At 73.4% G+C, this 24,875-nt stretch carries 24 protein-coding genes and 1 pseudogene; 7 read left to right on the forward strand and 18 right to left on the reverse strand.

Translation table 11 applies throughout. The features are described from left to right. Positions 1–27: 27 nt before the first annotated feature. From J8403_RS18650 to tsaB, 4 genes and pseudogenes are all read right to left on the reverse strand, one after another. Positions 28–291 (reverse strand): hypothetical protein, encoded by a 264-nt coding sequence (locus tag J8403_RS18650; RefSeq protein WP_211124200.1) that lies wholly within the window; start codon positions 289–291, stop codon positions 28–30. Beyond that, positions 288–1,406, reverse strand: a complete 1,119-nt coding sequence (tsaD, locus tag J8403_RS18655) for a tRNA (adenosine(37)-N6)-threonylcarbamoyltransferase complex transferase subunit TsaD (protein WP_211124201.1) — start codon at positions 1,404–1,406, stop codon at positions 288–290. Before tsaD ends, J8403_RS18650 begins: the two co-directional genes overlap by 4 nt. Before the next feature lie 208 nt (positions 1,407–1,614). Continuing rightward, a pseudogene (gene rimI / locus J8403_RS18660) lies at positions 1,615–2,127 on the reverse strand (ribosomal protein S18-alanine N-acetyltransferase); the annotation flags it as partial. 26 nt (positions 2,128–2,153) lie between these two features. Further along, positions 2,154–2,822 (reverse strand): tRNA (adenosine(37)-N6)-threonylcarbamoyltransferase complex dimerization subunit type 1 TsaB, encoded by a 669-nt coding sequence (tsaB, locus tag J8403_RS18665; RefSeq protein WP_211124202.1) that lies wholly within the window; start codon positions 2,820–2,822, stop codon positions 2,154–2,156. A 179-nt stretch (positions 2,823–3,001) separates the two neighbouring features. Here tsaB and J8403_RS18670 point away from each other — a divergent pair, with 179 nt between their 5' ends. Next, positions 3,002–3,568, forward strand: coding sequence for a hypothetical protein (locus J8403_RS18670; RefSeq protein ID WP_211124203.1), 567 nt, complete (start codon positions 3,002–3,004; stop codon positions 3,566–3,568). A gap of 66 nt (positions 3,569–3,634) precedes the next feature. On the opposite strand, the gene J8403_RS18675 is transcribed toward J8403_RS18670, so the two are convergent. From J8403_RS18675 to alr, 5 genes are all read right to left on the reverse strand, one after another. Beyond that, complete coding sequence (locus J8403_RS18675) at positions 3,635–3,877, reverse strand: hypothetical protein (RefSeq protein ID WP_211124204.1); 243 nt, start codon at positions 3,875–3,877, stop codon at positions 3,635–3,637. Between the two features lie 189 nt (positions 3,878–4,066). Next, positions 4,067–4,585, reverse strand: a complete 519-nt coding sequence (tsaE, locus tag J8403_RS18680; protein WP_161560382.1) for a tRNA (adenosine(37)-N6)-threonylcarbamoyltransferase complex ATPase subunit type 1 TsaE — start codon at positions 4,583–4,585, stop codon at positions 4,067–4,069. 341 nt (positions 4,586–4,926) lie between these two features. After that, positions 4,927–5,190 carry a hypothetical protein gene (locus J8403_RS18685; RefSeq protein ID WP_211124205.1) on the reverse strand — a complete coding sequence of 88 codons (264 nt, stop codon included), beginning with the start codon at positions 5,188–5,190 and terminating at the stop codon, positions 4,927–4,929. Between the two features lie 53 nt (positions 5,191–5,243). Continuing rightward, positions 5,244–6,467 carry an alpha/beta fold hydrolase gene (locus J8403_RS18690; RefSeq protein ID WP_211124206.1) on the reverse strand — a complete coding sequence of 408 codons (1,224 nt, stop codon included), beginning with the start codon at positions 6,465–6,467 and terminating at the stop codon, positions 5,244–5,246. 2 nt (positions 6,468–6,469) lie between these two features. Next, positions 6,470–7,624 carry an alanine racemase gene (gene alr, locus J8403_RS18695; RefSeq protein WP_211124207.1) on the reverse strand — a complete coding sequence of 385 codons (1,155 nt, stop codon included), beginning with the start codon at positions 7,622–7,624 and terminating at the stop codon, positions 6,470–6,472. Between the two features lie 83 nt (positions 7,625–7,707). On the opposite strand from alr, the gene J8403_RS18700 reads away from it, so the two are divergent. Beyond that, complete coding sequence (locus J8403_RS18700; protein ID WP_211124208.1) at positions 7,708–9,612, forward strand: NAD(P)H-hydrate dehydratase; 1,905 nt, start codon at positions 7,708–7,710, stop codon at positions 9,610–9,612. A gap of 508 nt (positions 9,613–10,120) precedes the next feature. Here J8403_RS18700 and J8403_RS18705 read toward each other — a convergent pair. Both J8403_RS18705 and glmS read right to left on the reverse strand, forming a co-directional pair. Then, positions 10,121–10,489, reverse strand: coding sequence for a holo-ACP synthase (locus J8403_RS18705; RefSeq protein ID WP_059148944.1), 369 nt, complete (start codon positions 10,487–10,489; stop codon positions 10,121–10,123). A gap of 16 nt (positions 10,490–10,505) precedes the next feature. Next, entirely contained in the window at positions 10,506–12,353 is a 1,848-nt protein-coding gene (glmS, locus tag J8403_RS18710) for a glutamine--fructose-6-phosphate transaminase (isomerizing) (RefSeq protein ID WP_211124209.1), read from the reverse strand. 95 nt (positions 12,354–12,448) lie between these two features. Here glmS and coaA point away from each other — a divergent pair, with 95 nt between their 5' ends. Then, a complete protein-coding gene (gene coaA / locus J8403_RS18715; RefSeq protein WP_211124210.1) occupies positions 12,449–13,459 on the forward strand; it encodes a type I pantothenate kinase in 1,011 nt (336 codons plus the stop codon). Between the two features lie 16 nt (positions 13,460–13,475). Then, entirely contained in the window at positions 13,476–14,396 is a 921-nt protein-coding gene (locus J8403_RS18720; RefSeq protein ID WP_211124211.1) for a DUF389 domain-containing protein, read from the forward strand. A 286-nt stretch (positions 14,397–14,682) separates the two neighbouring features. On the opposite strand, the gene glmM is transcribed toward J8403_RS18720, so the two are convergent. From glmM to rplM, 3 genes are all read right to left on the reverse strand, one after another. Beyond that, on the reverse strand, positions 14,683–16,041 hold the full coding sequence (gene glmM / locus J8403_RS18725) for a phosphoglucosamine mutase (protein ID WP_211124212.1): 1,359 nt from the start codon (positions 16,039–16,041) through the stop codon (positions 14,683–14,685). 140 nt (positions 16,042–16,181) lie between these two features. Next, positions 16,182–16,685, reverse strand: a complete 504-nt coding sequence (rpsI, locus tag J8403_RS18730) for a 30S ribosomal protein S9 (RefSeq protein WP_059148950.1) — start codon at positions 16,683–16,685, stop codon at positions 16,182–16,184. A gap of 41 nt (positions 16,686–16,726) precedes the next feature. Next, a complete protein-coding gene (gene rplM / locus J8403_RS18735) occupies positions 16,727–17,170 on the reverse strand; it encodes a 50S ribosomal protein L13 (RefSeq protein WP_059148951.1) in 444 nt (147 codons plus the stop codon). 359 nt (positions 17,171–17,529) lie between these two features. On the opposite strand from rplM, the gene J8403_RS18740 reads away from it, so the two are divergent. Next, positions 17,530–18,390: a hypothetical protein gene (locus tag J8403_RS18740; protein ID WP_211124213.1), complete on the forward strand. Its 861-nt coding sequence runs from the start codon at positions 17,530–17,532 to the stop codon at positions 18,388–18,390. A gap of 41 nt (positions 18,391–18,431) precedes the next feature. On the opposite strand, the gene J8403_RS18745 is transcribed toward J8403_RS18740, so the two are convergent. Next, complete coding sequence (locus J8403_RS18745; protein WP_211124214.1) at positions 18,432–19,187, reverse strand: hypothetical protein; 756 nt, start codon at positions 19,185–19,187, stop codon at positions 18,432–18,434. A gap of 306 nt (positions 19,188–19,493) precedes the next feature. On the opposite strand from J8403_RS18745, the gene J8403_RS18750 reads away from it, so the two are divergent. Both J8403_RS18750 and J8403_RS18755 read left to right on the forward strand, forming a co-directional pair. After that, positions 19,494–21,581 carry a glycosyltransferase family 4 protein gene (locus tag J8403_RS18750; protein ID WP_211124215.1) on the forward strand — a complete coding sequence of 696 codons (2,088 nt, stop codon included), beginning with the start codon at positions 19,494–19,496 and terminating at the stop codon, positions 21,579–21,581. Positions 21,582–21,679: 98 nt separating this feature from the next. Continuing rightward, positions 21,680–22,225, forward strand: a complete 546-nt coding sequence (locus tag J8403_RS18755; RefSeq protein WP_211124216.1) for a hypothetical protein — start codon at positions 21,680–21,682, stop codon at positions 22,223–22,225. Here J8403_RS18755 and J8403_RS18760 read toward each other — a convergent pair. The 3 genes from J8403_RS18760 to J8403_RS18770 are packed head-to-tail and all read right to left on the reverse strand — an operon-like array spanning position 22,219 to position 24,847. Further along, the gene (locus J8403_RS18760; RefSeq protein WP_211124217.1) at positions 22,219–23,427 is read right to left on the reverse strand and encodes a PP2C family protein-serine/threonine phosphatase; all 1,209 of its coding nucleotides are present in this window, start codon (positions 23,425–23,427) and stop codon (positions 22,219–22,221) included. The genes J8403_RS18755 and J8403_RS18760 overlap by 7 nt on opposite strands. After that, the gene (locus J8403_RS18765) at positions 23,424–24,443 is read right to left on the reverse strand and encodes a SpoIIE family protein phosphatase (protein WP_211124218.1); all 1,020 of its coding nucleotides are present in this window, start codon (positions 24,441–24,443) and stop codon (positions 23,424–23,426) included. The genes J8403_RS18760 and J8403_RS18765 overlap by 4 nt, the downstream gene beginning before the upstream one ends. Then, positions 24,440–24,847, reverse strand: coding sequence for an ATP-binding protein (locus tag J8403_RS18770; RefSeq protein WP_246586350.1), 408 nt, complete (start codon positions 24,845–24,847; stop codon positions 24,440–24,442). Before J8403_RS18770 ends, J8403_RS18765 begins: the two co-directional genes overlap by 4 nt. Between the last annotated feature and the right edge of the window lie 28 nt (positions 24,848–24,875).

Below are 24,875 nucleotides of genomic sequence, written 5' to 3' on the forward strand. Positions count from 1 at the left end.
CGGTACAGCCCAGGCGTGCTGTTCGGCTCAGTTCTCGTCCGTGACCGTCTCGAAGCGCCAGCGGTGCACCGCGCGGCGCACCAAGTCCTCCCCCGGTTCGGGGAGTTCCGGCAGGTCCGGGGTGTCGTAGGTGCCGTGCCACCAGGTGATGACGAGGACGCGGTCCTCGGGTGCGCGGAAGGTCTCGCGGCGCAGCGGCGCCGGGTCGAGGGGCTGGCGGGTGGCCCAGGCCAGCAGTTCCTCGCCCTTCCCCGCCACGGCTCGGGCTTCCCACATCAGCGCGACGGTCATGCGTACAGGTTCTTCCGGCTCAGCTCGTGCACATGGTCGTGTGAATGAACGTGGGAGTGGGCGTGCCCGTTCGGGTCCGGGACATGCGGATCGGTCACCGGAAGCGAGGAGTCCGCCGACAGGTCCCACGCCGAGGCGGACCGTCCCCGCGTCACCATCTCCGCGCCGAGCGCCGCCACCATCGCCCCGTTGTCCGTGCACAGCTTCGGCCGCGGCACCCGCAGGGTGAGCCCCGCGTCCTCGCAGCGGCGTTCGGCCATGGCCCGCAGCCGGGAGTTGGCGGCGACGCCGCCGCCGATCATCAGATGCTCCACGCCCTCGTCCTTGCAGGCGCGGACGGCCTTACGGGTCAGCACGTCCACGACCGCCTCCTGGAAGGAGGCCGAGACATCGGCGACCGGGACCTCCTCGCCCGCCGCCCGCTTCGCCTCGATCCAGCGGGCGACCGCGGTCTTCAGCCCCGAGAAGGAGAAGTCGTACGCGGCGTCCCGCGGACCGGTCAGCCCGCGCGGGAAGGCGATCGCGTCCGGGTCGCCCTCGCGCGCGATGCGGTCGATGACGGGGCCGCCGGGGAAGCCCAGGTTCAGCACCCGGGCGATCTTGTCGAACGCCTCCCCCGCCGCGTCGTCGATGGTCGAGCCGAGCGGGCGGACGTCGGAGGTGATGTCGGGCGCGAGGAGCAGCGAGGAGTGGCCGCCGCTCACCAGCAGCGCCATCGTCGGCTCGGGCAGCGGCCCGTGCTCCAGCTGGTCGACGCAGATGTGCGAGGCGAGGTGGTTGACGCCGTAGAGCGGCTTGCCGAGGGCGTAGGCGTACGCCTTGGCGGCCGAGACGCCGACCAGCAGCGCGCCCGCGAGCCCGGGGCCCGCGGTGACGGCGATGCCGTCGAGGTCGGAGGCGGCGACCCCGGCCTCCTTCAGCGCCCGCTGGATCGTGGGGACCATCGCCTCCAGATGGGCGCGGCTGGCGACCTCGGGGACGACGCCGCCGAAGCGGGCGTGCTCGTCCACGCTGGAGGCGACGGCGTCGGCGAGGAGGGTGTGGCCGCGGACGATGCCGACGCCGGTCTCGTCGCAGGAGGTCTCGATGCCGAGGACGAGGGGTTCGTCAGCCATGGGTCTCGGTTCCTTGTACTGAGGTCGCGGGGTTCGCTGTGTGCGCGGTGGGCGCTGTGTGCACGGGGTTCGCGGGGTTCGCTGTGTGCGCGGTGGGCGTTGTCTGCGCGGTGGGCGTTGTCTGCGCGGTGGGCGCGCCGGTCTCGGTGGGCGCACCAGTCTCGGTCGACGCGCCGGTCTCGGGGGACGCGCCGGCGCCAGGAGACACACCACTCTCAGTGGTCACATCCGGCTCGCTGTCCGCGGCAGTCGCCATGCCCGCCGTCGTCACCCCCGGCGCCGCCGGGTCGGACAGCCGCATGACCAGGGCGTCCACATTGCCGGGCTGGTAGTAGCCCTTGCGTATGCCGATCGGCTCGAAGCCGAAGCGTTCGTACAGCCGCTGCGCGCGGGCGTTGTCGACCCGCACCTCCAGCAGCACCTCACGGCATTCGAAGGCCGTGGCGGCCGTAAGGAGGTCGGTGAGGAGGCGGGCGCCGAGGCCGGTGCCCCAGTGGTCGCGGGCGGAGGCGATGGTCTGGACGTCGCCGGTGCGGTCGAAGACGGCGAGCCCGGCGTAGCCGACCAGCCGGGGCCCGCTCTCCGCCACCACATAGTGCCGGGTGGCGTCCCGGCCCCGGGCGTGGGCGAGCTCGGACCAGAACATCCCCCGCGACCAGGCGTCCTCGGGGAACAGCTCCTCTTCGAGCGCCATCACCCGGTCCAGGTCCCACCAGCGCATCTCGCGCAGCGTCACGGTCGCGCCGCTCACTTCGGGGTGACCACCTTGTAGTTGGCGGGCACCTTGGCGTCGGGGCGGCGCAGATACAGCGGCCGGGGCGGCGGCAGTTCCTCGCCACGCGCCAGCTTCTCGGCGGCGAGCGAGGCGAGCGCCCCGGCCGACTGGTACTCCGGCATCCCGGGCGGTACGTCGGCGAAGGCCGCCGGGTAGAGCAGCGCGCCCGCGCCGACCGCGGGCAGCCCGGCGACCCGCTCGGCGAGATCGGCGGGGTGGTCGACGGCGGGCTCGGTGACGCGGGTCCGGGCGTCGTCGTAGCGCGCCCAGTAGACCTCCTTGCGCCGCGCGTCCGTGGCCACCACGAAGGGGCCGTCCAGTCCGGCCAGCCCGGCGGCGTACGCGATCCCGTCCAGGGTGCACAGCCCGTGGACGGGCACGCCGAGGACCGAGCCGAAGGTGGCCGCGGTCACCAGGCCCACGCGCAGTCCGGTGTACGGGCCGGGGCCAGCCCCGACGACGATCTCCGTCACCGCGGCCAGCTCGGTGCCCGCCTCCTTCAGCGTCCGGTGCACGGCGGGCAGCAGCAGCTCGCCGTGGCGCCGGGCGTCCACGTCCGAGGACTCGGCGATCACTGCGGAGCCGTCGTGCAGGGCGACGGTCACGGCGGGGGTGGCGGTATCAAGAGCGAGCAACAGCACGAGAACAGCCTACGGCGCGCCGGGAGGTCGTTCTTTCGTACCGACCTTTCGTACCGACGGTGGAACAGCTCGGTCACCGCTCGGCCGGAGCGCGGCGGGGCGGTGGGCGCCGGTGCTACCGTCACCGTAAGTGTGTACGGGCCGTCAGGACGTACTGACCTCAGGAGAGGGTTTCCGCCGTGCCAAGGAGCAGTACCGGGCCAGCTGTGGCCGTACTCACCGCCGCCGCGCTGGGCGTCGTCGGGTTCCTCGGCTACCAGGCCGCCGCGACCGCGCCCGACCATCCGACCCAGGCCCGGCCCGGGTCGCACGCCGCCGAGTCCAAGAAGAAGGACAAGGACGACGCGGGGTCGAAGCGGAAGTCCACCGCCCTTCCGGCCGGCACCGGCACCGGCGTACGGGTCGTCTACGCACTGGGCGACAAGCGGGTCTGGCTGGTCGGTGCCGACGGCAAGGTCACCCGCACGTTCCAGGTGGGCCCCAGCCCGGCCAGCCCCGACCCGGGGACCTATTCCGTGACCTCGCGCAACAAGGGCGGGGTCGGATCGGACGGAGTGCAGGTCGAGCACGTCGTCGTCTTCCACTCGGAAGGGGGAGTCGTGTTCGGTTTCAGCGCGGCGGTGGACGGGTCGATGCCGGACCCGAACGCGCGCAAGCGGACCGGGGCCGTCCGGGAGAGCCGGGCGGACAGTGCGGCGATGTGGGAGTTCGCCCAGGTGGACACGAAGGTCGTCGTCATCCCGTAGCCAGGTAGCCAGGTAGCCCGGTAGCCAGGTGGTCCCGTGGCGGAGATGACGCGGCCACGACGGGCGCTATGCCGCGTTGCGCTCCGCGTCATCCGCCTCGTGCCCGTGCCCGTGCCCTGGCTCGGACTCGGTCTCGGGCTCGGAATCGCCTGACGTGGGCGTCTCGGCTGACGCCGACGTCTCCTCCTCGGCCGGCCGCGGGGGCGTCGAGACCGCGCTCGCCGCCGCACATGCCGCCAGGAGCTCCGACATCGACGGTGACCGGTCCTCGGGCGCGCCGGTCCCGGCCACGGGGTCGTGGGCCGACATGGATGCCTCCTGAGGGTGCTGGGGCAGTCGAGCGGAGTTAGGCAGACCTAACCCACGCTTTCTCTCCCCATGTGACCACGGGCGATGCCCGGAACGCAACAGCATGCCGACGGCTTGTCGGAAACTACCCGGCATCTGCACGCGAGCTCTACCCGGCGACAACGGCGCGCCTGGACCGACTCCGCGGCGCTACCCCGCGAGCGACGCCAGGTCCTCCCCCGCCCAGCGGGGGCCGACGCCCGTCACCACCACGTCCCGTACGTCGTCCACGTCGGCTGCCATCGCGTCCGTGACCGCCATATCGCTGCCCACCGTCCGCTGGATCACCACATGGAGCCGGTCCTCCGCCAGCCCCTCGACCTTCCCCTCGCCCCACTCCACGGCCACCACCGAATCCGGCAGGGAGACGTCGAGGTCCAGGTCCTCCATCTCGTCCAGGCCGCCGTTCAGCCGGTACGCGTCGACATGGACCAGCGGCGGGCCGTCGCCCAGCGAGGGGTGCACCCGGGCGATCACGAAGGTGGGGGAGGTGACGGCGCCACGAACGCCCAGGCCCTCGCCCAGGCCCCGCGTCAGGGTCGTCTTGCCCGCGCCGAGTTCACCGGTGAGCAGGACCAGATCGCCGGGGCGCAGCAGCTTGGCGAGTCTGCGGCCCAGGTCCCGCATCTGGTCGGGAGAGGTGACGGTGATGCGCGTGCCTACGTCCATACTCGCCGATGGTACGGGCAGCAAAAGCCCGGTGCGGACCGGTACGAACGCCCTGGCCGGGCGGTCGATCAGGCGGGCGGACAGCCACGCGGGCACCGTCAGGACGGGCACCGGGCCCACCGGGTAGGGCCCGCCCGGCCGCCGGGTAGGCCCGCCCGGCCGCCGGGTACGGGCGCCGAGCCGCCCGGGGCCAGACTCCGGACGGCCAGGAACAGGCCGCGGGGAACAGCCACCGGGCCGACGCGGACACACGCGCCGAGCACCGGCGACAGCCACGGGCCCGCCGGAAACGGCTACCGGGCCGCCGGAGACGTCCCCCCGGCCGGCCGAGGGACGAGCACCTAACCGCCGCCCGGCACAAACACCGCCCAACCACGAACGGGCACCAGGCCGCCACCAGCCACGAACACCGCCCGACCACGAACGGCCATCTGGCCGCCGCCGGGCACGAGCACCGCCCCGCCACGCACGAGCACCTGGCCACCGCCCGGCACAAACACCGCCCCGCCACGCACGAGCACCTGGCCACCGCCCGGCACAAACACCGCCCAACCACGAACGGGCACCAGGCCGCCACCAGCCACGAGCACCGCTTCAGCAAGCACGGGCACCAGACCGCCAGGGCGGCCAGACGCACCTGGCCGCCTCGGCGGCCCCCTCAGCCCGACACGCCCCGCTTCGCCCGGTCGCCCGCCCCGTCCACGGCCCGCGACAGCAGCTCGGTCAGATGGCCGTTGACCACCTCGGGATGCTCGAGGATCACCAGATGCCCGGCCTCTTCGAGGATCACCAGCTCAGCCCCGGGCAGCAGCTCCGCGATCGCCTCGCTATGTTCCATCGGGGTGATCAGGTCCTTGTCGCCCGCCAGCACCAGCACCGGCACCCCGTCGAAGTGCGGCAGCGCGGCCGCCTTGTCGTGGGCGATGAACGCCGGGTAGAACTCCGCGACCACATCGATCGGCGTGGCCTCGATCAGCCGCTCGGCGAACCGGGCGACCCCCGGGTCCACGTCCTTCGAGCCGAACGAATAGCGCTTGATCAGCCCCGCGAAGAGATCGGCGGTGGCCCGCCGCCCCCGCTCGACCAGGTCGGCCTGCCAGCCCAGTGCCTTGAGCAGCCCGGGCAGCACCCGCCGCACCGCGTTCACCCCGACCACCGGGAGGCCGAAGCTGACCTCGCCGAGCCGGCCCGCCGAGGTGCCGATGAAGGCCGCGCCGATCACGCGCTCGCGCACCAGGTCGGGGTATTGCGCGGCGAGCGCCATCATGGTCATCCCGCCCATGGAGTGGCCGACCAGCACCAGCGGGCCCTCGGGCGCGGCCGCGTCTATGACCGCCTTCAGATCGCGGCCTAGCTGGTCGATGCTGATCGCCTCGCCGTCCGCCTGGGCGCAGCCGCGCGCCGAGCGGCCGTGGCAGCGCTGGTCCCAGTAGACGGTGCGGACGACCTCACGCAGCGCGGAGCGCTGGAAGTGCCAGGAGTCCTGGCCGAGGCAGTAGCCATGGCTGAAGACCATGGTGACGGGGGTGGGGGTGCGGCGCCCGAACCGCCGCTTGCGCCGCGGCGAGGGCGCCGCGGCGTTCTCCCGCACCTCTTCGACCTCGTAGTAGAGCTCGGTGCCGTCGTCGGCGACCGCCGTGCCCGGGGTGCCGCGCAGGGTGCCGTACGGGCCCTCGGCGTCCAGTGCGAGGCGGGCCTTGCGCCGTACGCCGCGGCCGACCGTCAGCCGCTCCAGCGCGACGCCCGCGGCCGCCCCCGCCGCGAGCACGCCGATCGTGGCTCCCGCGAAGCCGGCGCCCCGGCGCCAGCTCACGGCTGTGGCCCCCGCCGCGACTCGTGTCGCCATCTCTGCCGTACTGCCGGCCGTGCTCTCGTCGCCCATGGTCAGTTCCCTGTGCCCCCGTCCTCACCTACATAAACGCGGGGAATCCGGGCCGAGATTCGCGTCACGATCTCATAGGCGATCGAGCCCACGGCACGTGCCCAGTCCTCGGCGGTCGGCTCGCCCCGGTCGCCCGGGCCGAACAGCACCGCCTCGTCCCCCGGGGCGGCGGTGTCCCCGCCCAAGTCCACCACGAACTGGTCCATGGCGACCGTGCCCGCGATGGTCCGCCACTTTCCCGCGACCAGCACCGGGCCGGTGCCCGAGGCATGGCGCGGAATGCCGTCCCCGTACCCGACGGGCACCAGCGCGAGGGTGGTCTCGCCGGGGGTCACGTAGCGGTGCCCGTAGGAGACGCCGTGCCCGCCCGGCACCCGCTTGACGGAGGCGAGGGCCGCGGAGAGCGTCATCACCGGCCGCAGGCCGAAGTCGGCGGCCGCGCCGAGCTCGGGGCTCGGGGAGATGCCGTAGGTGGCGATGCCGGTCCGGACGAGGTCGAAGTGCGACTCGGGCACGGTCAGGGTCGCCGGGGAGTTCGCCAGATGGCGCACCTCCGGCCGCAGCCCCGCCTGTTCGGCGTGCGCCACCATCTCGCGGAAGACCGACAGCTGGGCGCCGATGGACGGATGGCCCGGCTCATCCGCGCAGGCGAAGTGGGACCACAGCCCCGTCACCCGAACGGCCCCTTCCGCCTCGGCCGCGCGGGCCTCGTCGACCAGGGCGGGCCAGTCGGCGGGCTGGCAGCCGCTACGGCCGAGCCCGGTGTCCGCCTTCAGATGGAGCCGTGCCGTACGGCCGCACGCGCGCGCCGCGGCGGCGACCTCGCGCAGCGCCCACAGCCCGCTGGCCGACACGTCGATGTCCGCCTCGATCGCCTGCCTCCACGGGCCGCCGGGCGTCCACAGCCAGCACATCAGCCGGCCCGTGTCCCCCGCCGCCCGCAGCGCGAACGCCTCCTCGGGCGTGGCCGTGCCCAGCCAGCTCGCGCCCGCCTTACGGGCCGCGCGCGCGCACGGAATCATGCCGTGGCCGTAGGCGTCCGACTTGACCACGGCCATCAGCTCGGCCCTGGGTGCCGCTTCGCGCAGCACCTTCACGTTGGCCCGTAGGGCGGCCAGATCGACCACGGCACGGGCGCGCATCGGTGTCTCGTCCATCTCCGTCAGTCTCTCAGGCCGATCAGCCCACCGGAGTGTGTGCTTCCACGCACGGAGTGCCCTGTGTTCGGGAGACTAAGAGCATGAGGATTGCCTACAGCGTGGAGACCGTACGGGCCGCCGAGCGCGAACTGATGGCGCGGCTGCCCGAAGGAGCGCTCATGCAGCGCGCGGCGGCGGGGCTCGCGGCCGCGTGCGCCGATCTGCTGGGCCGGGTGTACGGCTCCCGGGTGGCCCTGCTCGTCGGCAGCGGCGACAACGGCGGCGACGCGCTCTACGCGGGCGCCCGGCTGGCCCGGCGCGGCGCCGGGGTCACGGCGGTGCTGCTCAGCCCCGACCGGGCGCACGGGGGCGGCCTTGCCGCCTTGCGGGCGGCGGGCGGGCGGGTGGCCGCCGTTGGCGGCGGGACGACGGGCAGCGGCGCGGCAGGCGGCGCGGTCGGCGGCAGGGCGACGGAGGGTGGCCCGGCAGGCGGCGGCCCGGCAGACGGCGCGGTCGGCAGCGGGGCGACGGGCAGCGGCCCGGCAGGCGGCGCGGTCGGCAGCGGGACGACAGGCAGCGGCGCGGTCGGCGGCGGGACGACGGGCAGCCCGGCAGGCGGCGCGGTCGGGGGCGGGACGACAGGCAGCGGCCCGGCAGGCGGCGCGGTCGGCAGCGAGACGACAGGCAGCGGCAGTACCGCGACGGGCGGTGGCCCGACGGCGGGCCGCGACGTGGCAGGCGGCGCCGTGGCGGACCGCGAGCCGGCGGGCGGCGCGGTGGCGGACCGCGAGCCGGCGGACCGCGAGTCGGCGGGCGGCGCGGTGGCGGACCGCGAGCCGGCGGACCGCGAGTCGGCGGGCGGCGGAAACGAGGCCAACGGTGACGCCGAGGCGGCGGTGGCCCGCGCCGATCTCGTCATCGACGGCATCGTCGGCATCGGCGGCAAGGGCGGGCTGCGGCCCGACGCGGAGCGGCTGGTCCGGGCGGTGCGCGGCATCACCGTCGCCGTCGACCTGCCCAGCGGGGTCGACGCGGACACCGGCGAGGTACGCGGCTCCGCCGTGCGCGCGGACGCCACGATCACCTTCGGCGCGTACAAGCCGGGGCTGCTCATCGACCCCGCCCACACCCACGCGGGCGCCCTGCGGCTGGTCGACATCGGCCTGGACGCCCATCTTCCGGCCGACCCCGACGTGGAGGCGCTCCAGCACGAGGACGTGGCGGCGCTGCTGCCCCGGCCCTCGGCCGAGAGCGACAAGTACCGGCGCGGCGTGGTGGGCGTCGTCGCGGGCTCCGCCCGCTACCCGGGCGCGGCCGTGCTGGCCGTCTCGGGCGCGCTGCGGGGCGGCGCGGGGGCGGTGCGCTACGTCGGCCCCGCCGCCGACAACGTCATCTCGCGCTTCCCCGAAACCCTCGTCCACACCGGGCCCCCGGCCAAGGCGGGCCGCGTCCAGTCGTGGGTCGTCGGCCCCGGACTCGGCGACGGCGCGGCGGCCAAGCACTCCCTGGACGACGTCCTCGCCTCCGACGTCCCGGTCCTGGTCGACGCCGATGGGCTCCACCTGCTGCCCAGCGGGAGCGACCTGCGCAAACGCGAGGCGCCGACCATCCTCACCCCGCATGCGGGCGAGGCGGCGGCGCTGCTCGGCGTGAGCCGCGAGGAGGTCGAGTCGGGCCGCCTCGCCGCCGTGCGGGCCTTGGCCGAGCGCTACGGCGCGACCGTGCTCCTGAAGGGGTCCACCACGCTGATCGCCGCCGAACACCAGCCGGTGCGCGTCAACCCCACCGGCACCGGCTGGCTGGCCACGGCGGGCAGTGGCGACGTGCTGTCCGGCCTGATCGGCTCCCTGCTCGCCACGGGCCTCCCCGCCCGCGACGCCGCCTCCGTCGGCGCCTACCTCCACGGCCTGGCGGCCCGCCGCGCCACAACGCCGCATGGCGCGCCCATCGCGGCGTACGACGTGTCGACGGCGCTGACGGACACGTGGCGGGACGTGTTGAGCTGAGGGTTCAGCGGGTTCCGCGGGGTCCGCTGGGTGCGGGTGCGTCGTTGTGGGTGCGGGTGCGTGGGTGGTGCGCCCGCAGTTCGTGGTGGGTGCCGGGGGCGGGGCCTCCGGTGCGGCGCCCTGGACCGCACATTTACGGCGCCGGGGGGCGTGAACCCAGCCCCTCCGGCGTTTGAGGAGCGGGGTCCGGGGCGGAGCCCCGGCGGGGGTGAGGGAGCCCCCCACGCGGCGGAGCCGCATATTGATGCTGCGGGAAGGGGCGGGGTGGGGGCTTCCCGCCGGAGGCGCCCACGGCCCGCACCCGGCGTGCGGCCCCGGGGCGTGGCGCCCCTCGCGGAGCGCCCGCTTGCGACCACCCGCCGGTGGCCAGGACGCCCGTCCGTTCCGTGTTCGGCCCGGGGCCAGGTGTTGGGTGTGGGGTCGGTACGGCCCCGGCCCGTCCGGCTCACCGGCGGCCACGCGCCAGTGGGCTCCGACCTGGCCCGGTCCGGATCGCCTGGTGGCGCCCCTACCCCTCCGCGATCACCACCGCCGACGCGACCCCCGCGTCATGGCTCAGGGAGACGTGCAGCCCCCGCACCCCCAGCCGCTCCGCGCAGACGGCGATCGTGCCGCGGACCGAGAGGCGGGGGCGGCCGCTCGGCTCGGTGAGGATCTCGGCGTCCGTCCAGCGCAGGCCGCCGGGGGCGCCCAGGGACTTGGCCAGGGCCTCCTTGGCCGCGAAGCGGGCCGCCAGGGAGGCCATGCCGCGGCGTTCCCCGCTCGGCAGCCACAGCTCGCGCTCGACGAAGAGCCGGTCCGCCATCCCGGGCGTGCGCTCCAGCGCCTCCGCGAAACGGTCGATACCGGCCACGTCGATGCCCACGCCGACGATCACGCCGTCATCCGTCGGGTCACTCCACGGTCACCGACTTGGCGAGGTTCCTCGGCTGGTCGACCTCGTTGCCGCGCGCCGTGGCCAGCTCGCACGCGAAGACCTGCAGCGGCACCGTCGCGACCAGGGGCTGCAGCAGCGTGGGCGTGGCGGGGATCTCGATCAGGTGGTCGGCGTACGGGGCCACCGTCTCGTCGCCGCGCTCGGCGATGACGATCGTGCGGGCGCCCCGGGCCCGGATCTCCTGGATGTTGGAGACGATCTTGTCGTGGAGCACCGACCGCCCGCGCGGCGACGGCACGACCACCACGACCGGCACGTCCTGCTCGATCAGCGCGATCGGCCCGTGCTTGAGCTCGCCCGCCGCGAAGCCCTCGGCGTGCATGTACGCGAGTTCCTTGAGCTTGAGCGCGCCCTCCAGGGCGACGGGGTAGCCCACGTGGCGGCCCAGGAAGAGGACGGTGTTCTTGTCCGCCAGGGTGCGGGCCAGCTCGCGTACCGGCTCCATGGTCTCCAGGACCTGGTCCACCTGGGTCGCGATCTCCGACAGCTCGCGGATCACGGACAGGATCTCGTCGCCCCATTTGGTGCCGCGCACCTGGCCCAGGTAGAGGGCCACCAGGTAGCAGGCCACCAGCTGGGTGAGGAACGCCTTGGTGGAGGCGACGGCGACCTCGGGCCCGGCGTGGGTGTAGAGCACCGCGTCCGACTCGCGCGGGATGGTGGAACCGTTCGTATTGCAGATGGCCAGCACCTTCGCGCCCTGCTCCCGCGCGTGCCGCAGCGCCATCAGGGTGTCCATGGTCTCGCCGGACTGGGAGATGGCGATCACCAGCGTCCGCTGGTCCAGGATCGGATCGCGGTAGCGGAACTCGCTGGCCAGCTCCGTCTCGCAGGGGATCCGGGTCCAGTGCTCGATGGCGTACTTGGCGATCATGCCCGCGTGGTAGGCGGTGCCGCAGGCCACGATCACGACCTTGCTGACCTCGCGCAGCACCGAGGCCGGGATGCGCACCTCGTCCAGGCAGAGGTTTCCGGCCAGGTCGATCCGGCCGAGCAGGGTGTCCGCGACGGCCTTCGGCTGCTCGGCGATCTCCTTGAGCATGAAGTAGTCGTAGCCGCCCTTCTCGGCGGCGGAGGCGTCCCAGTCCACGTGGTACGGGCGGACCTCGGCCGGCGCCCCCTCGAAGTCGGTGACGACCACACCCTCCCGGCGGGCCTCCACGACCTGGTCCTGGCCCAGCTCGATGGCCTCGCGGGTGTGGGCGATGAACGCGGCCACATCGGAGGCCAGGAACGCCTCGTCCTCGCCGACGCCGACGACCAGCGGCGAGTTGCGGCGCGCCCCGACCACCACATCGGGCGCGTCCGCGTGCACCGCGACGAGGGTGAAGGCCCCCTCCAGGCGGCGGCAGACCTGGCGCATCGCCTCGGCGAGGTCGCCGCAGGACGAGAACGACTCGGCGAGCAGATGCGCCACGACCTCGGTGTCGGTCTCGGAGGCCAGATCGTGGCCGCGCTCGGCCAGCTCGGCTCGGAGCGCGGCGAAGTTCTCGATGATGCCGTTGTGGACGACCGAGACCCGGCCCGCGTTGTCCAGGTGCGGATGGGCGTTGGCGTCGGTGGGGCCGCCGTGGGTGGCCCACCGGGTGTGGCCGATGCCGGTACTGCCGGTGGGCAGCGGGCGGTCGGCCAGCTCCTTCTCCAGGTTGGCCAGCTTGCCCGCCTTCTTGGCGGCCGCCAGCCCCCCATCGGCCAGCACGGCGACGCCCGCCGAGTCATAGCCGCGGTACTCCAGCCGCTTGAGTCCGGCGAGGACGACATCGAGGGCCGACTGCCCTCCCACATAACCAACGATTCCGCACATGGACGCAGCGTACGGCCCCCGGCCCCGGGCCGGGGTGACCGACCCCACGCCGGGGCACCGGTCACTCGGCCGGTCCCTGGCATGACAATGAGGGGGTGATCACGTCAACCGCGCGCGCGGCGCGCACCGTGGGCGGCCCGCAGCGGCGGAGCGGCGAGGCGACCCCGTATGTGGATCTGTCCCGCGCCGAGTGGAGCGCGCTGCGGGACAAGACCCCGCTGCCGCTGACCGCCGAGGAGGTGGAGAAGCTGCGCGGGCTGGGCGACGTCATCGACCTCGAAGAGGTGCGGGACGTCTATCTGCCGCTGTCCCGGCTGCTCAACCTCTATGTGGCCGCCACCGGCAATCTGCGCGGCGCGCTCAACACCTTCCTCGGCGACACCAAGCACGGCAACGGCGCCCAGCCCGGTACGCCGTTCGTCATCGGCGTGGCGGGCAGTGTCGCGGTCGGCAAGTCGACCACCGCCCGGCTGCTCCAGGCGCTGCTGGCCCGCTGGCCCGAGCATCCGCGGGTGGAGCTGATCACCACGGACGGCTTTCTGTACCCCAACGCGGAGCTGCGGCGCCGCGGGCTGATGTCCCGTAAGGGGTTCCCCGAGAGCTACGACCGCAGGGCGCTGACCCGCTTCGTCGCCGATGTGAAGGCGGGCCGGGCGGAGGTGTCGGCACCGGTCTACTCGCACCTGATCTACGACATCGTGCCGGACGAGCGGCTGACCGTGCACCGCCCCGACATCCTGATCGTCGAGGGGCTCAATGTGCTGCAGCCCGCGCTGCCGGGGAACGACGGGCTGACCCGGGTGGGGCTCGCGGACTTCTTCGACTTCAGCGTGTACGTGGACGCCCGGACCGAGGACATCGAGCGCTGGTACCTGGGCCGCTTCCGGAAGCTGCGGGAGACGGCCTTCCAGGACCCCTCCTCGTACTTCCGCAAGTACACCCAGGTCTCCGAGGAGGAGGCGCTGGACTACGGCCGGATGATCTGGCGCACCATCAACAAGCCCAATCTGAAGCAGAACGTCCAGCCCACGCGGGGCCGGGCGACGCTGGTGCTGCGCAAGGGGCCGGACCACAAGGTCCAGCGGCTGTCCCTGCGCAAGCTGTGAGGAGCGTACGTACGCCATGCTGCACTTGCGGTTGATCGTTCCCGCCGACCGTACCGAGGCGGTGGTGCGCGCCGTGGAGGAGACGGTCGGCACCACCCATCTGGTGGTGCTGCCGGGCGCCGCCCGCGACCCCGCGGGCGACGTCGTCATGTGCGACGTGGCGCGCGAGGCCGGGGACGGTCTGCTGGGCGAGCTGCGCGAGCTCGGTCTTGACGAGACCGGGTCCATCGCGGTGGAGAACATCGACCTCTCGCTGTCCAAGCGCGCCGACGAGGCGGAGGAGGAAGCGCCCGGCGAGGGAGCGGACGCCGTCCTGTGGGAGCACCTGGCGGACGCCACCCATGAGGAGTCCACGCTCTCGGTCACCTATCTCGCCTTCCTCGTCATCGCGACGATGATCGCGGCGTGCGGTGTGGTGCTGGACAACGCGATCCTGATCGTGGGCGCGATGGCGGTGGGCCCGGAGTTCGGGCCGCTGGCGGGGCTGTGCACCGCGCTGGTGCGGCGGGCGCCGCGGCTGGCCGCGCGCTCGGCGATCGCGCTGCTGGTCGGGTTCGCCGCGGCGATGGTGCTGACCACCGGCTTCAGCATCGCGATGGACGCGGTGGGGCTCTTCGGCAGGGACATGCTGGACGCCGCCCGGCCGAACACGGACTTCATCTGGAAGCCGGACATGTTCTCGTTCGTGGTGGCTGTGCTCGCGGGGATCGCCGGGACGCTGTCGCTGACCTCGGCGAAGTCCGGGGCGCTGGTGGGTGTGGCGATCTCGGTGACCACGGTGCCGGCGGCGGCCAATGCGGCGGTGGCGCTCGGGTATGGGGAGATCGACCAGATGTGGGGGTCGACGGAGCAGCTGCTGCTGAATTTGGTGGGGATCGTGGTGGCGGGGACGTTGACGCTGCTGGCGCAGAAGGTGTTGTGGGGGCGGCGGGGGTAGGTTCCCCCACCCCGCCCCTTCCCGAAACCGGGGCTCCGCCCCAGACCCCGCCGGGGCTCCGCCCCAGACCCCCCTGGGGCTCCGCCCCGGACCCCGTTTCGGGGGCTCCGCCCCCGGCCCGCCGGGGCTCCGCCCCTGGGCCCCGCTCCTGGGCTCCGCCCCCGCGCCCCGCTCCTGGGCTCCGCCCCTGGGCCCCGCTCCTCAAGCTCCCCCAGCTACCGCTGGGAGGTGCCCCCCGGAGGGGCTGGGCTTCCAGCCCCTCCGGCGCTTGAGGAGCGACACGGCCCTAGCCCAGAGCCGACTTCACCGCGTCCGCCAGGCGCCCCGCGACCGAGCGGGCCTGCTCGATGTCGGCCGCCTCGACCATGACCCGCACCAGCGGCTCCGTGCCCGACGGGCGGAGGAGTACCCGGCCGGTCTCGCCCAGCTCGCGCTCCGCCTCGGAGACGGCCGCGGCCAGGTCGGCGCTGGAGGCGACGCGGGACTTGTCCACGTCGGGGACGTTGACCAGGACCTGGGGCAGCCGCTCCATGACGGCCGCGAGATCGGCCAGGGTGCGGCCGGTCGCGGCGACGCGGGCCGCCAGCAGCAGTCCGGTGAGCGTGCCGTCACCGGTCGTGGCGTGGTCGAGGACGATCACATGGCCGGACTGCTCGCCGCCCAGCGCGTAGCCGCGGGTCTTCATCTCCTCCAGCACATAGCGGTCCCCGACCGCGGTCTGGACCAGCTCGACGCCCTCGCGCCGCATGGCCAGCTTGAAGCCGAGGTTGGACATCACGGTGCCGACCACCGCGTCCCCCCGCAGCTCGCCCGCCTCGCGCATGGCCAGGGCCAGGACGGCGAGGATCTGGTCGCCGTCGACCTCGCGGCCGGTCGCGTCCACCGCTAGACAGCGGTCGGCGTCCCCGTCGTGGGCGATGCCGAGGTCGGCGCGGTGCTCTACGACGGCGGCCTGGAGCCGGTCGAGGTGGGTGGAGCCGTAGCCGTCGTTGATGTTGAGGCCGTCCGGGTCGGTGCCGATCGTCACGACCTCGGCCCCGGCGCGTGCGAACGCCTCGGGCGAGACCCGGGCGGCGGCGCCGTGCGCGCCGTCGATGACAACCTTGAGGCCGTCGAGCCGGTTGGGGAGGGCGCCGATCAGGTGGGCCACGTAGGCGTCGAAGCCCTCCTCGTAGGGCCGGACCCGGCCCACTCCGGCGCCCGTCGGCCGGTCCCACGGCTCGCCGGAGGCGTGCGAGCGGTAGGTGGTCTCGATGCGGTCCTCCAGCTCGTCGGCCAGCTTGTGGCCGCCGCGGGCGAAGAACTTGATCCCGTTGTCGGGCATCGGGTTGTGGCTCGCGGAGAGCATCACCCCGAGGTCCGCGTCCAGCGCCCCGGTCAGATGCGCGACGGCCGGCGTGGGCAGCACGCCGACCCGCAGGACGTCCACTCCGGCGCTGGCCAGCCCCGCCACCACGGCCGCCTCCAGGAACTCCCCGGACGCTCGCGGATCCCGCCCGACCACCGCCACCGGCCGATGGCCCTCGAAGGTTCCCGCCTCGGCGAGCACATGCGCCGCCGCTACCGACAGGCCGAGCGCCATCTCAGCCGTCAGATCGGCGTTCGCGACGCCGCGCACACCATCCGTACCGAAGAGTCGTCCCACTGGTGTCCTCCGAAGTTACGAGCTGGGGGGCAGAAGCTTGCTTGTAGGTATACGCCCCCTGGTGCCGATAGCCGAACGCCCCGGGGGCACGGGTGGTGCCGCCGGGGCGTTCGGGTGAAGCAGCGGTGCCGCGATGGGCGTCAGCGCTTGCTGTACTGAGGCGCCTTGCGGGCCTTCTTCAGACCGGCCTTCTTACGCTCGGTGGCACGGTCGTCACGGGTCAGGAAGCCGGCCTTCTTGAGGGGGGCGCGGTTGTTGTCCACGTCCGCCTCGTTCAGCGCGCGGGCGATGCCCAGACGGAGCGCACCGGCCTGGCCGGACACGCCGCCGCCCGCGATGCGGGCGATCACGTCGTAGCGGTCGTCCAGCTCGAGCACCTTGAAGGGCTCGTTGACTTCCTGCTGGTGGACCTTGTTGGGGAAGTACTCCTCGAGAGTACGACCGTTGATCTTCCACTGCCCGCTGCCCGGCACGATGCGGACGCGCGCCACGGCGTTCTTGCGACGCCCGGTGCCGGCGGCCGGCTGCGGGTCACCGAAGCGGGAAGCGAGCGACTCGGAGGTGTACTCCGACTCGACCGTCTCAACGCTCTCGGTGGTGTACTCCTCGACATCGAGGGGGGTCTCGGCGGTGGTCTCGGCCACGATGCTCCTCAGATTCTTTTCGTCGTAAGGGGTGGCCGGGACTACTGCGCGACCTGGGTGATCTCGAACGGGACCGGCTGCTGAGCGGTGTGCGGGTGCTGGTCACCCGAGTACACCTTCAGCTTCGAGAGCATCTGACGGCCCAGGGTGTTCTTGGGGAGCATGCCCTTGATGGCCTTCTCGACGGCCTTCTCCGGGTTCTTCTCCAGCAGCTCGTCGTAGCGGATGGAGCGCAGACCACCCGGGTAGCCGGAGTGGCGGTACGCCATCTTCTGGGTCCGCTTGTTACCGGAGAGGTGCACCTTGTCGGCGTTGATGATGATGACGAAGTCACCAGTGTCGACATGCGGCGCGTACACCGGCTTGTGCTTGCCCCGCAAGAGGGTGGCGGCCTGAGTGGCCAGACGGCCGAGAACAACGTCGGTGGCGTCGATGACGTGCCACTGACGCTGGACGTCGCCGGGCTTGGGGCTGAACGTACGCACGGTCGTAGCCTTCGCTTCTTCAGTGAGTGGGGTCTCCCCGGATCCGCTAGGACCGAGGGGACGGGTCCGGACAAGGCCACCCGGACGATCACGACAGCCTTGGCCGCACCTCGGTGACGCATCCGAGTGCCTGCCGCTGGTCATCGGCCCGGTGGACCGGCGTAACGGCCTCTCACGTGAGAACGAGCAAGCCAATACGCATAACGAACTGGCAGAATACCGGCCCGCCCCACCGCGGGTCAAAACGCCCCCGCCTGGCCGCGCACCCGCCCGCGGCCCGCACCGGGCCGGACCACCGGCCGGGCCCGCGCCCCGCCGACGGCTCCCCGGCGTCACCCGGCCGGTCTAAGATGCGCGCCATGAGCTTTGGGCAAGGGGGGCCTTACGGGCCCGGGGGATCTCAGCCGCCTCAGCCGTCGACACCGGACTGGGCGGCGCTCGCCGACCAGTCCGCCCGCGCGGGCCGGCGCCGCAGGCTGCTCTTCATCGGCGGCGGGGCGCTCGCCACCGCCGCCGTCGCCGCGATCGTGGCCACCGCCGTGGTCAGCAGCGGCCACAAGGACAAGAGCGGCGGCGACTCGGCCGGCGGGCTGCCCACCCCCCAGGACCTCCCCAGCGAGTCGGCGACGCCCGAGCCCACCTTCTCCGATGTCGCCCCGCCCGCGCCGCCGAAGCCGCTGGACATCATCTCCAGCGCCCGGCGGGACAAGGCGCCGCTGTCCGCGGCCGGCCTCTTCCCGGAGAAGCGCGCCGCGAAGGACGACCGCTCGTACACCAAGGCGGCGTCCGCCTCCACGACCAGCTGCGCCGCCGGCACCCAGGGTGCGCTCGGCTCGGTGCTGGCGAACAACGGCTGCCGCAAGCTGCTGCGGGCCACCTTCTCCCGGGACGGCGTCGCGGTGACGGTCGGCGTCGCGGTCTTCGACGGCAAGGCGGCGGCCGAGAAGGCCAAGGACCAGTACAAGCCCAATATCGCCTCGCTGTCGGGCGGGGGCGTGCCGGCCTTCTGCCGCCGGACCGCCTGCCAGAGCTCGGCGAACGCGATCGGGCGGTACGCCTACTTCACGATCTCCGGCTATACGTCGGGCAAGGCGGTCACGGCGTCGGACACCGCCGCCCTCCAGGCCGGGCGCGACGTGGCCGACTACACCTTCCGCCGCATCCTGGCCCGCGGCAGCGCCCAGGCCTCGGCGGAGGCGGCCGCGACGACCGCCGACTGAGCCACCGGTTCAGCGGGTCCCCCGCCGGGGGACCCGGCTCGCTATGACGCGGCGCCCCGCGCGGCCTTTTCCACCTTCGTCACCTGGGCGTCCACCAGCGCGGCCGGGATCTCGGACTTCGCGGGGTCCGCGATGTTGACCCCGAAGAACACCGTCACCTGCGGCCCCGTCCGCACCACCGTGAACTTGATGACGGCGTTCTCCTTGCCCGCGTCATGCAGGCTGAACGCAACCCCCTCATCCCCGCGCTTCGGCGCGTCGAGCGGTGTCACCTTCGTGACGTCCGCCTTCGCCCCGGTGCCGTCCTCGGCCGGGAAGCCGCCCCGGCAGGCGGTCACCGCCTCGCGCAGGTCCTTGATCGTCCGCTCGGCGTCGCCCGGTCCGTAGGAGGAGATGCGGATCAGGCCGGCGCCGCCGACCTTCGCCTTGGTGAGGTCGGTGGCGTAGGCGCGGTGGACGCTGGCCTTGGGCGCCGGGTCGTAGCTGGTGCCCATCAGCGCGGCCAGCGGCTGGCACTCGGCCTTCGCGGACTTGGACGAGCCGCCCTCGCTGACCTCCTTGTCCGTCATCTTCTGGACTTCGATCCCCTTGACCTCACCCTTGGTCAGGGTGGCCCGCTCCAGGGCGGGCGCGGACAGCGGCTTCGCGGCCGGGGCGGTGCTCGCGGGCTTGTCATCCTGCTTGGCGCCGTCGGACGTGCCGTCGCCGGAGTCGCTGCCGCATCCGGTCATCAGCCCCAGCGCCGCCACCGCCGCGATGGCCGCGCCCATGGTCCGCTTCGCACCGGACTCGTTCATTTCTCTGTCCACCCCTGGTCGTTATCGGACCCGTACGGCCACCGCACGGACACCCCGCAGACTCCCAGAACACCGGGAGGGTTGTACTCCCTTTCCCGAATGTGGTGGATCCCATATCACCATGCGCATAAGCAACCTTCGGAGCCCAGACCAGTCTTACGGACCGATCGGTCCTTACTGGCTCCATACCGGCATCACACCAGCCCCATATCGGCGTAATGCAGCCTGGTTCGGAACCAGAACACAGCACGACCTCGGAGGGGAGGGCACGCCGCGGCGGATCGGCTGCGCCGGGCGTACATCACCGTGAAGATTTCTTTCCTGCTCCACAACGCCTATGGCATCGGTGGCACCATCCGGTCGACCTTCAATGTGGCCGGGGCACTCGCCGCTCACCACACCGTGGAGATCGTCTCCCTGATCCGCACCATCGACACCCCGAACCTCCCCCTCCACCCCGCCGTGCGGCTCAGACCCCTGATCGACCTGCGCCCCCACGAGGACGGAGCCCGGGCGGGCGATCTCGGCCATCCGCTGCTCTCGCGGCCCAGCGCACATATCCCGGACGCCGAGGCCAGGGGCACCACCAACTTCAACGCCCTCACCGATGAACGCGTCGCCGGCTACCTCGACCGCACCGACGCCGATGTCGTCATCGCCACCCGCCCCGGCCTGGTGATCTACCTCGCCGCGCTCGGCCGCACCGGCCGCTTTCTGCGGATCGGCCAGGAGCACCGCCTCTACGGCACCCACCGCGCCGAGCTCCGCGCCGCCTGCGACGCCGCGATACCCCATCTGGACGCGTACACCTCGGTCTCCGAGGCCGACGCGGCCACCCACCGGGCCCACCTCCCCGGTATCACCACCCGGCTGACCGCCCTGCCCAACGGGGTGCCCGCCACCGGGATCGAGCCCTCCGACGGCCGCGCCAAACTGGTCGTCGCCGCGGGCCGGCTGATCCCGGTCAAGCGCTACGACCTGCTGGTGGCCGCCTGGGAGACGGTCGCCGCCAAACACCCCGACTGGCGGTTGCGCATCTACGGCCGCGGCCCCCAACTTCCCGCGCTGCGCCGCCAGATCGACGGGCTCGGGCTGGCCGGCCAGATCACCCTGATGGGCGCCCACTCCCCCATCGAGACCGAATGGGCCAAGGGCGCGATCGCCGCCGTCACCTCCCGCGAGGAGTCCTTCGGCATGACGATCGTCGAGGCGATGCACTGCGGGGTGCCCGTGGTCGCCACCGACTGCCCGCACGGACCGGGCGAGATCATCACCGACGGCCGGGACGGGCTGCTGGTGCCGCCCGGCGACGCCGACGGGATCGCCAAGGGGCTGCTGACCCTGATCGAGGACGGCGAACTGCGCCGCTCCATGGGCGAGGCGGCCCGCGTCTCGGCGCGGCGGTACGCCCCCGAGCGCGTGGCGGCCGCCTACGAACGGCTCATCGAGGAACTCCACACCGCCCGCGGCACCGAGCCCCCGGCCCACCGGCGCCGTACGGTCGCGCCGCTGCGCGCCCGGGCGGCCGGGACGCCGCTGACCGTCACCCTCAAGGGCGCGGTCAAGCAGCTCGTCCGCAGGCCGCTGCGGCCCATCGCGTCCTGCCGGGTCACCGCCGAGGGCAATCTGTCGGTGCTGGTGGAGCCCGCCGAGGTGCGCGGCGGCGAACTCGAACTGACCGTCACCCGCCGCAAGAGCGACGAGCCTCCGCTCCGCGTTCCGCTGCTGCCCCCGGCGAGCCTCACGCCGTCCGCGCCCTGGACGGCCACGCTCGACCGCGCGACGCTCGATCTCGCCGAGGGCCGCTGGGATCTGCATGTGGTCCGCCGCTCCGACGGCGTCCGCCGCCGGGTCGGCTGCCGCTTCGCCGAAGGGCGCGGGCTGTTGGACCTGGAGCCGCTGCCCGGCTCGCCCTTCGCCTGGTGGATCCCCTACTCCACCGTCGACGGCTATCTCGCGCTGCGCGCCTGGCGGCGCCCGGTCCACGCCGAGGCCCGGGTGATCCGCATGGACGCCGAGGGGCTCGCCGTCGAAGGCACCCTGTACGGGGCGCGCTTCGGGCCCGGCGCCACCCCGACCGCGGTGGCCACCCCGTCCCGCGGCCCGGCCCGCCCGTTCCTCACCGGCGTCACGGCGCTGGACGGCGGTCGGTTCCGCTTCACCGTCCCGTACGAGCGGATCCAGCGGGCCCGTACGGACGACGAGGGCGCCGCGGCCTGGACCCTGACGCTCCATAAGTCCGCCGGGTCCGAGACTCCGATCCCGATCGGCCGCATCGTGGGCGACATTGTGGACCGCGACAAAACGGACCTCTTCCCGGTCACCCACGGTGTCCGACCCCACCTCACCCGCACCGGCGACCTCACCATCATCTCCCCCAACACAGACAATTGAGGGAGGCGAGTCATAGGTGCGGTGTTTGCCGCGGAGATCACCGGTAACACTCGGTGATACCAGCCTCGAGCGAGGGAAACTCTGCGGAAGGCACAGCGATGTCAACAGTCACGCTCATCATCCTGGTGGCGGCCCTGGCCGCCATGGCCGGCCTTGTGATCGCCCCCTCGGTCCGGCAGGGCCGCAAGGGCGAACTGCCGGTCCGAAGCCTGCCCTCGGAAGCCAGGGAGCAGTACGCGGCGCGGTGGGCGGGCCTGCAGGAGCGATTCGTGGATTCCCCCGGGTGGGCGCTGCGCGAAGCCGACCGGCTGCTGGGCGCCTTGGCCGTCGACCGCGGCTATCCGGCCGAGTCCGACGACAAGCGGATGGACGCGCTGTCCATCCGTCACCCCGGGGAGATCGACGGCTACCGCCGACTGCACGCCATGGCGGCACAGGTACACGACAGCGAGGCCGCCCAGGCCGCCGATGCCGCCACCGAGCGGATGCGGGAGGCGCTGGTCGCGGCGCGCCCCCTGTTCGAGCAACTCGTGCGCGCACAGCCGCACGACGAGCGCCCGCTCCCGCCCCCGGTCCCCCGTCAGCGGGATCGTCAGCAGGGCCGTATCCCGCGACAGCGCCTCGGCCCGGCCGCCGATCACTGACCGGTGAGCCGCACCGCCAGTGCGAGGGTGTCATCCGGATGCAGGATCACCGTGTGCATATCCTCCGCGATGGCGCCGGGGACCTCCTCGATCGGGCTCTGCAGATGCTTGTGCGCGGCCTCGATCAGGCGCCTCTCGCCCTCGATCGGGTCCCGGCGGCTCTCGGTGAGCCCGTCGGTGTAGAGCAGGAGGAGGTCCCCGGGGGCCAGCCGCTCGGTCAGCGGGGTCTCGCTCCCGGGCAGCGGAAAGCCGATCCCGCGCCCCCGGGCCTCTAGATACCGGGCCGTGCCGTCGCGGCGCAGCAGGAGCGCCGGCGGATGGCTCCCGTTGGCCAGCCACAGCTCACCGGTGACCGGATCGATCCGGGCGAGCAGCACGGTGGCCATCACGGCCCGGTCGAAGGGGTGCAGGATCTCGTCGGTGCGGGCCACGATCGACTGGAGGCGGTGGCCCTCCAGGGCCAGGGTGCGCACCGCGTGGGTGACGTTGAGCGCGCTGCGCGTACTGGTCACCCCATGGCCCAGCGCGTCCACGATGGTGATGTGGACGGTGCCGTCGGGCAGCACGAACCAGTCGTACAGATCCCCGCCGGTCGGCGCGTCGGTGCCGGCCGGTTCGTAGTGCACGGCGAGTTCGAGACCGTCGGCCTTGATGAGCGGCGGGCGCAGCGCGTCCTCCAGCTCCCGCAGGGTCTGGCCGTGCGCGGTGCGCAACTGCTTGTCCCGCTCGTCGAGCTGGACGTAGAGCGCGAGCACCCCGCTGTTGGTCTCCTCGAGTTCGTCCTTGAGGCGGCGGTGCTCGGCGGTGAGCGCGTCGGCGGCGGCCAGCACGGCGCGCAACTCCTCGGCGGCCAGGGCCTCCTCGCCGGGCGCCCCTTCCGCGGCGTCCACCGGCGGGCCCGCCGGGAGCCGCCAGACCACCTCGTCCCCGGTCACCGCCTCGGGCGCCATCGGCAGCTCCGCCGACGACGGGCCCGTATCGCCCGGCGTCCGCAGCACCACCGTGAGCCGCCCGGCGTCCGGGTCGTACGCCCACTCCAGGACGGTCTGACGCCCGGCGCGCAGCGCCTCCCCGGCGGCCTCGGCAGCGGACAGCACAAGGCGCCCCCGGACCTCCGGGTCCAGGGCGTGCTCCCGGGCCAGCGCCCGAACGGCCCGGCTGAGCGCGGCCGTCGTGGCGCAGGTGAGGTTCCTCGTCGTCATGGAAGCCTTAGGGGAGACCTGGCCGCGAGCACCGTGGCGTCGTCGCGGACGCGGCGATGTCCATGGGCGAGTGCGGCGGACAGCAGGGACGGCGGAAGACGGAGCACGGACGGGGGCGGGTCCAGCGCCCAGCGGGCGTCTATACCGTCGCTGTGCAGCACCGCCGTGGCGCCCTGGGACAGCGGGAAGCCGTGTACGCGCGGGGTGGGCATGCCCCAGCCGACGATCCCGGGCTGTCCGGTCAGCCGGTGTTCGACCCCGCCCGGGGTCAGGGCGAGGGCGCGGATGTTGCCGATGCCGCAGTAGTCGGCGCGGTCGGCGTGCAGCCGCAGCAGCCCCACGGCGGCCCCGCGGGTGTGCCGCAGGGCCCGGTTCATCCGGGTGAGCACCTCCGGCAGCGGCCGGTCGGGGTCGGTGTGGAAGGTCCGCAGCGCCGCCTGGGCCGCCTCCTCGGCCGCGCGGCCGTGGCCGAGGCCGTCGAGGACGACCGCGGTGCGGGCGGCGTCCGTGTCGACGATCCCGCGGGCGTCGCCACAGCCCTCCTCCCCCTCGGCGGGCAGGCAGATCGCGCCCACCCCCCGCCACTCCGGCCGCTGCTCGCCCGGCGCGGTCAGGCGGGCGCAGGCCCAGGTGCCCGCGTCGGTGCCATCGGCGCTGCGCATGGTGAAGTGGGTCGCCATCCTCTTGACGGCGCCGAGCCCGACCCCCAGCGTTCCGGAGGTGGTGTAGCCGTCGGCCAGACAGCGCTCGGGGTCGTGCATACCGGGGCCGCGGTCGGCGGCGAGGATCTCCACCCCGTGCCCCAGCGGCAGCGGCTGGACGTAGAGCGTGCCGTCGCTGGCGTGCTTGTCCAGGTTGGTCGCCAGCTCCGAGGCGATCACCGCCGCCTGATCGGGCAGCGCCCCCGGCAGCTCGCACTCCCGGGCCACCGCACGCGCCGTCTCGGCGGCCAGATGCACGGCGCTGTGGTGGTCGACGCGCACCTGGGCGGTGGGCACCGTGAAGGGACGGGTCACCGGACCGCCCAGCGGGTGACGACCACGACGGTGCCCTCACCCGGGCCGGTGCGCACGGTGAACTCGTCCATCAGCCGCCGGGCGCCGCCCAGCCCGTGGCCCAGGCCCGAGCCGGTGGTGAAGCCGTCGGTGAGCGCCGCCTCGAGGTCCGCGATGCCCGGCCCCTCGTCCTTGACGGTCAGCCGCAGCCCCCGCCGTCCGGAGGGCTCGCGCGGATAGTCGAGGGTGACGGTGCCGCCGCCCCCGTGGACATAGGCGTTACGGGCGAGCTCGCTGGCGGCCGTGACCACACGGGTCTGGTCCACCAGGCCGAAGCCCACCTCGATGGTGGCCGCGCGCACCGCGTGGCGGACCGTCAGCAGGTCCTCCTCCGTGCGCACCGGATAGGTGGCCGGCGCGGGCAGGCGCCGGCTCTCCGCCCGCGCGGGCCGC

The sequence above is a fragment of the Streptomyces yatensis genome (assembly GCF_018069625.1).
Lineage (GTDB): Bacteria > Actinomycetota > Actinomycetes > Streptomycetales > Streptomycetaceae > Streptomyces > Streptomyces yatensis.

What these genes read in the sequence shown, in the direction of transcription:
- J8403_RS18650 (WP_211124200.1), bottom strand. Translation starts at nt 291, where the DNA reads ATGACCGTCGCGCTGATGTGGGAAGCCCGAGCCGTGGCGGGGAAGGGC.
- tsaD (WP_211124201.1), bottom strand. Translation starts at nt 1,406, where the DNA reads ATGGCTGACGAACCCCTCGTCCTCGGCATCGAGACCTCCTGCGACGAG.
- J8403_RS18675 (WP_211124204.1), bottom strand. Translation starts at nt 3,877, where the DNA reads ATGTCGGCCCACGACCCCGTGGCCGGGACCGGCGCGCCCGAGGACCGG.
- tsaE (WP_161560382.1), bottom strand. Translation starts at nt 4,585, where the DNA reads ATGGACGTAGGCACGCGCATCACCGTCACCTCTCCCGACCAGATGCGG.
- J8403_RS18690 (WP_211124206.1), bottom strand. Translation starts at nt 6,467, where the DNA reads ATGGGCGACGAGAGCACGGCCGGCAGTACGGCAGAGATGGCGACACGA.
- alr (WP_211124207.1), bottom strand. Translation starts at nt 7,624, where the DNA reads ATGGACGAGACACCGATGCGCGCCCGTGCCGTGGTCGATCTGGCCGCC.
- J8403_RS18700 (WP_211124208.1), top strand. Translation starts at nt 7,708, where the DNA reads ATGAGGATTGCCTACAGCGTGGAGACCGTACGGGCCGCCGAGCGCGAA.
- glmS (WP_211124209.1), bottom strand. Translation starts at nt 12,353, where the DNA reads ATGTGCGGAATCGTTGGTTATGTGGGAGGGCAGTCGGCCCTCGATGTC.
- J8403_RS18720 (WP_211124211.1), top strand. Translation starts at nt 13,476, where the DNA reads ATGCTGCACTTGCGGTTGATCGTTCCCGCCGACCGTACCGAGGCGGTG.
- J8403_RS18740 (WP_211124213.1), top strand. Translation starts at nt 17,530, where the DNA reads ATGAGCTTTGGGCAAGGGGGGCCTTACGGGCCCGGGGGATCTCAGCCG.
- J8403_RS18745 (WP_211124214.1), bottom strand. Translation starts at nt 19,187, where the DNA reads ATGAACGAGTCCGGTGCGAAGCGGACCATGGGCGCGGCCATCGCGGCG.
- J8403_RS18755 (WP_211124216.1), top strand. Translation starts at nt 21,680, where the DNA reads ATGTCAACAGTCACGCTCATCATCCTGGTGGCGGCCCTGGCCGCCATG.
- J8403_RS18760 (WP_211124217.1), bottom strand. Translation starts at nt 23,427, where the DNA reads ATGACGACGAGGAACCTCACCTGCGCCACGACGGCCGCGCTCAGCCGG.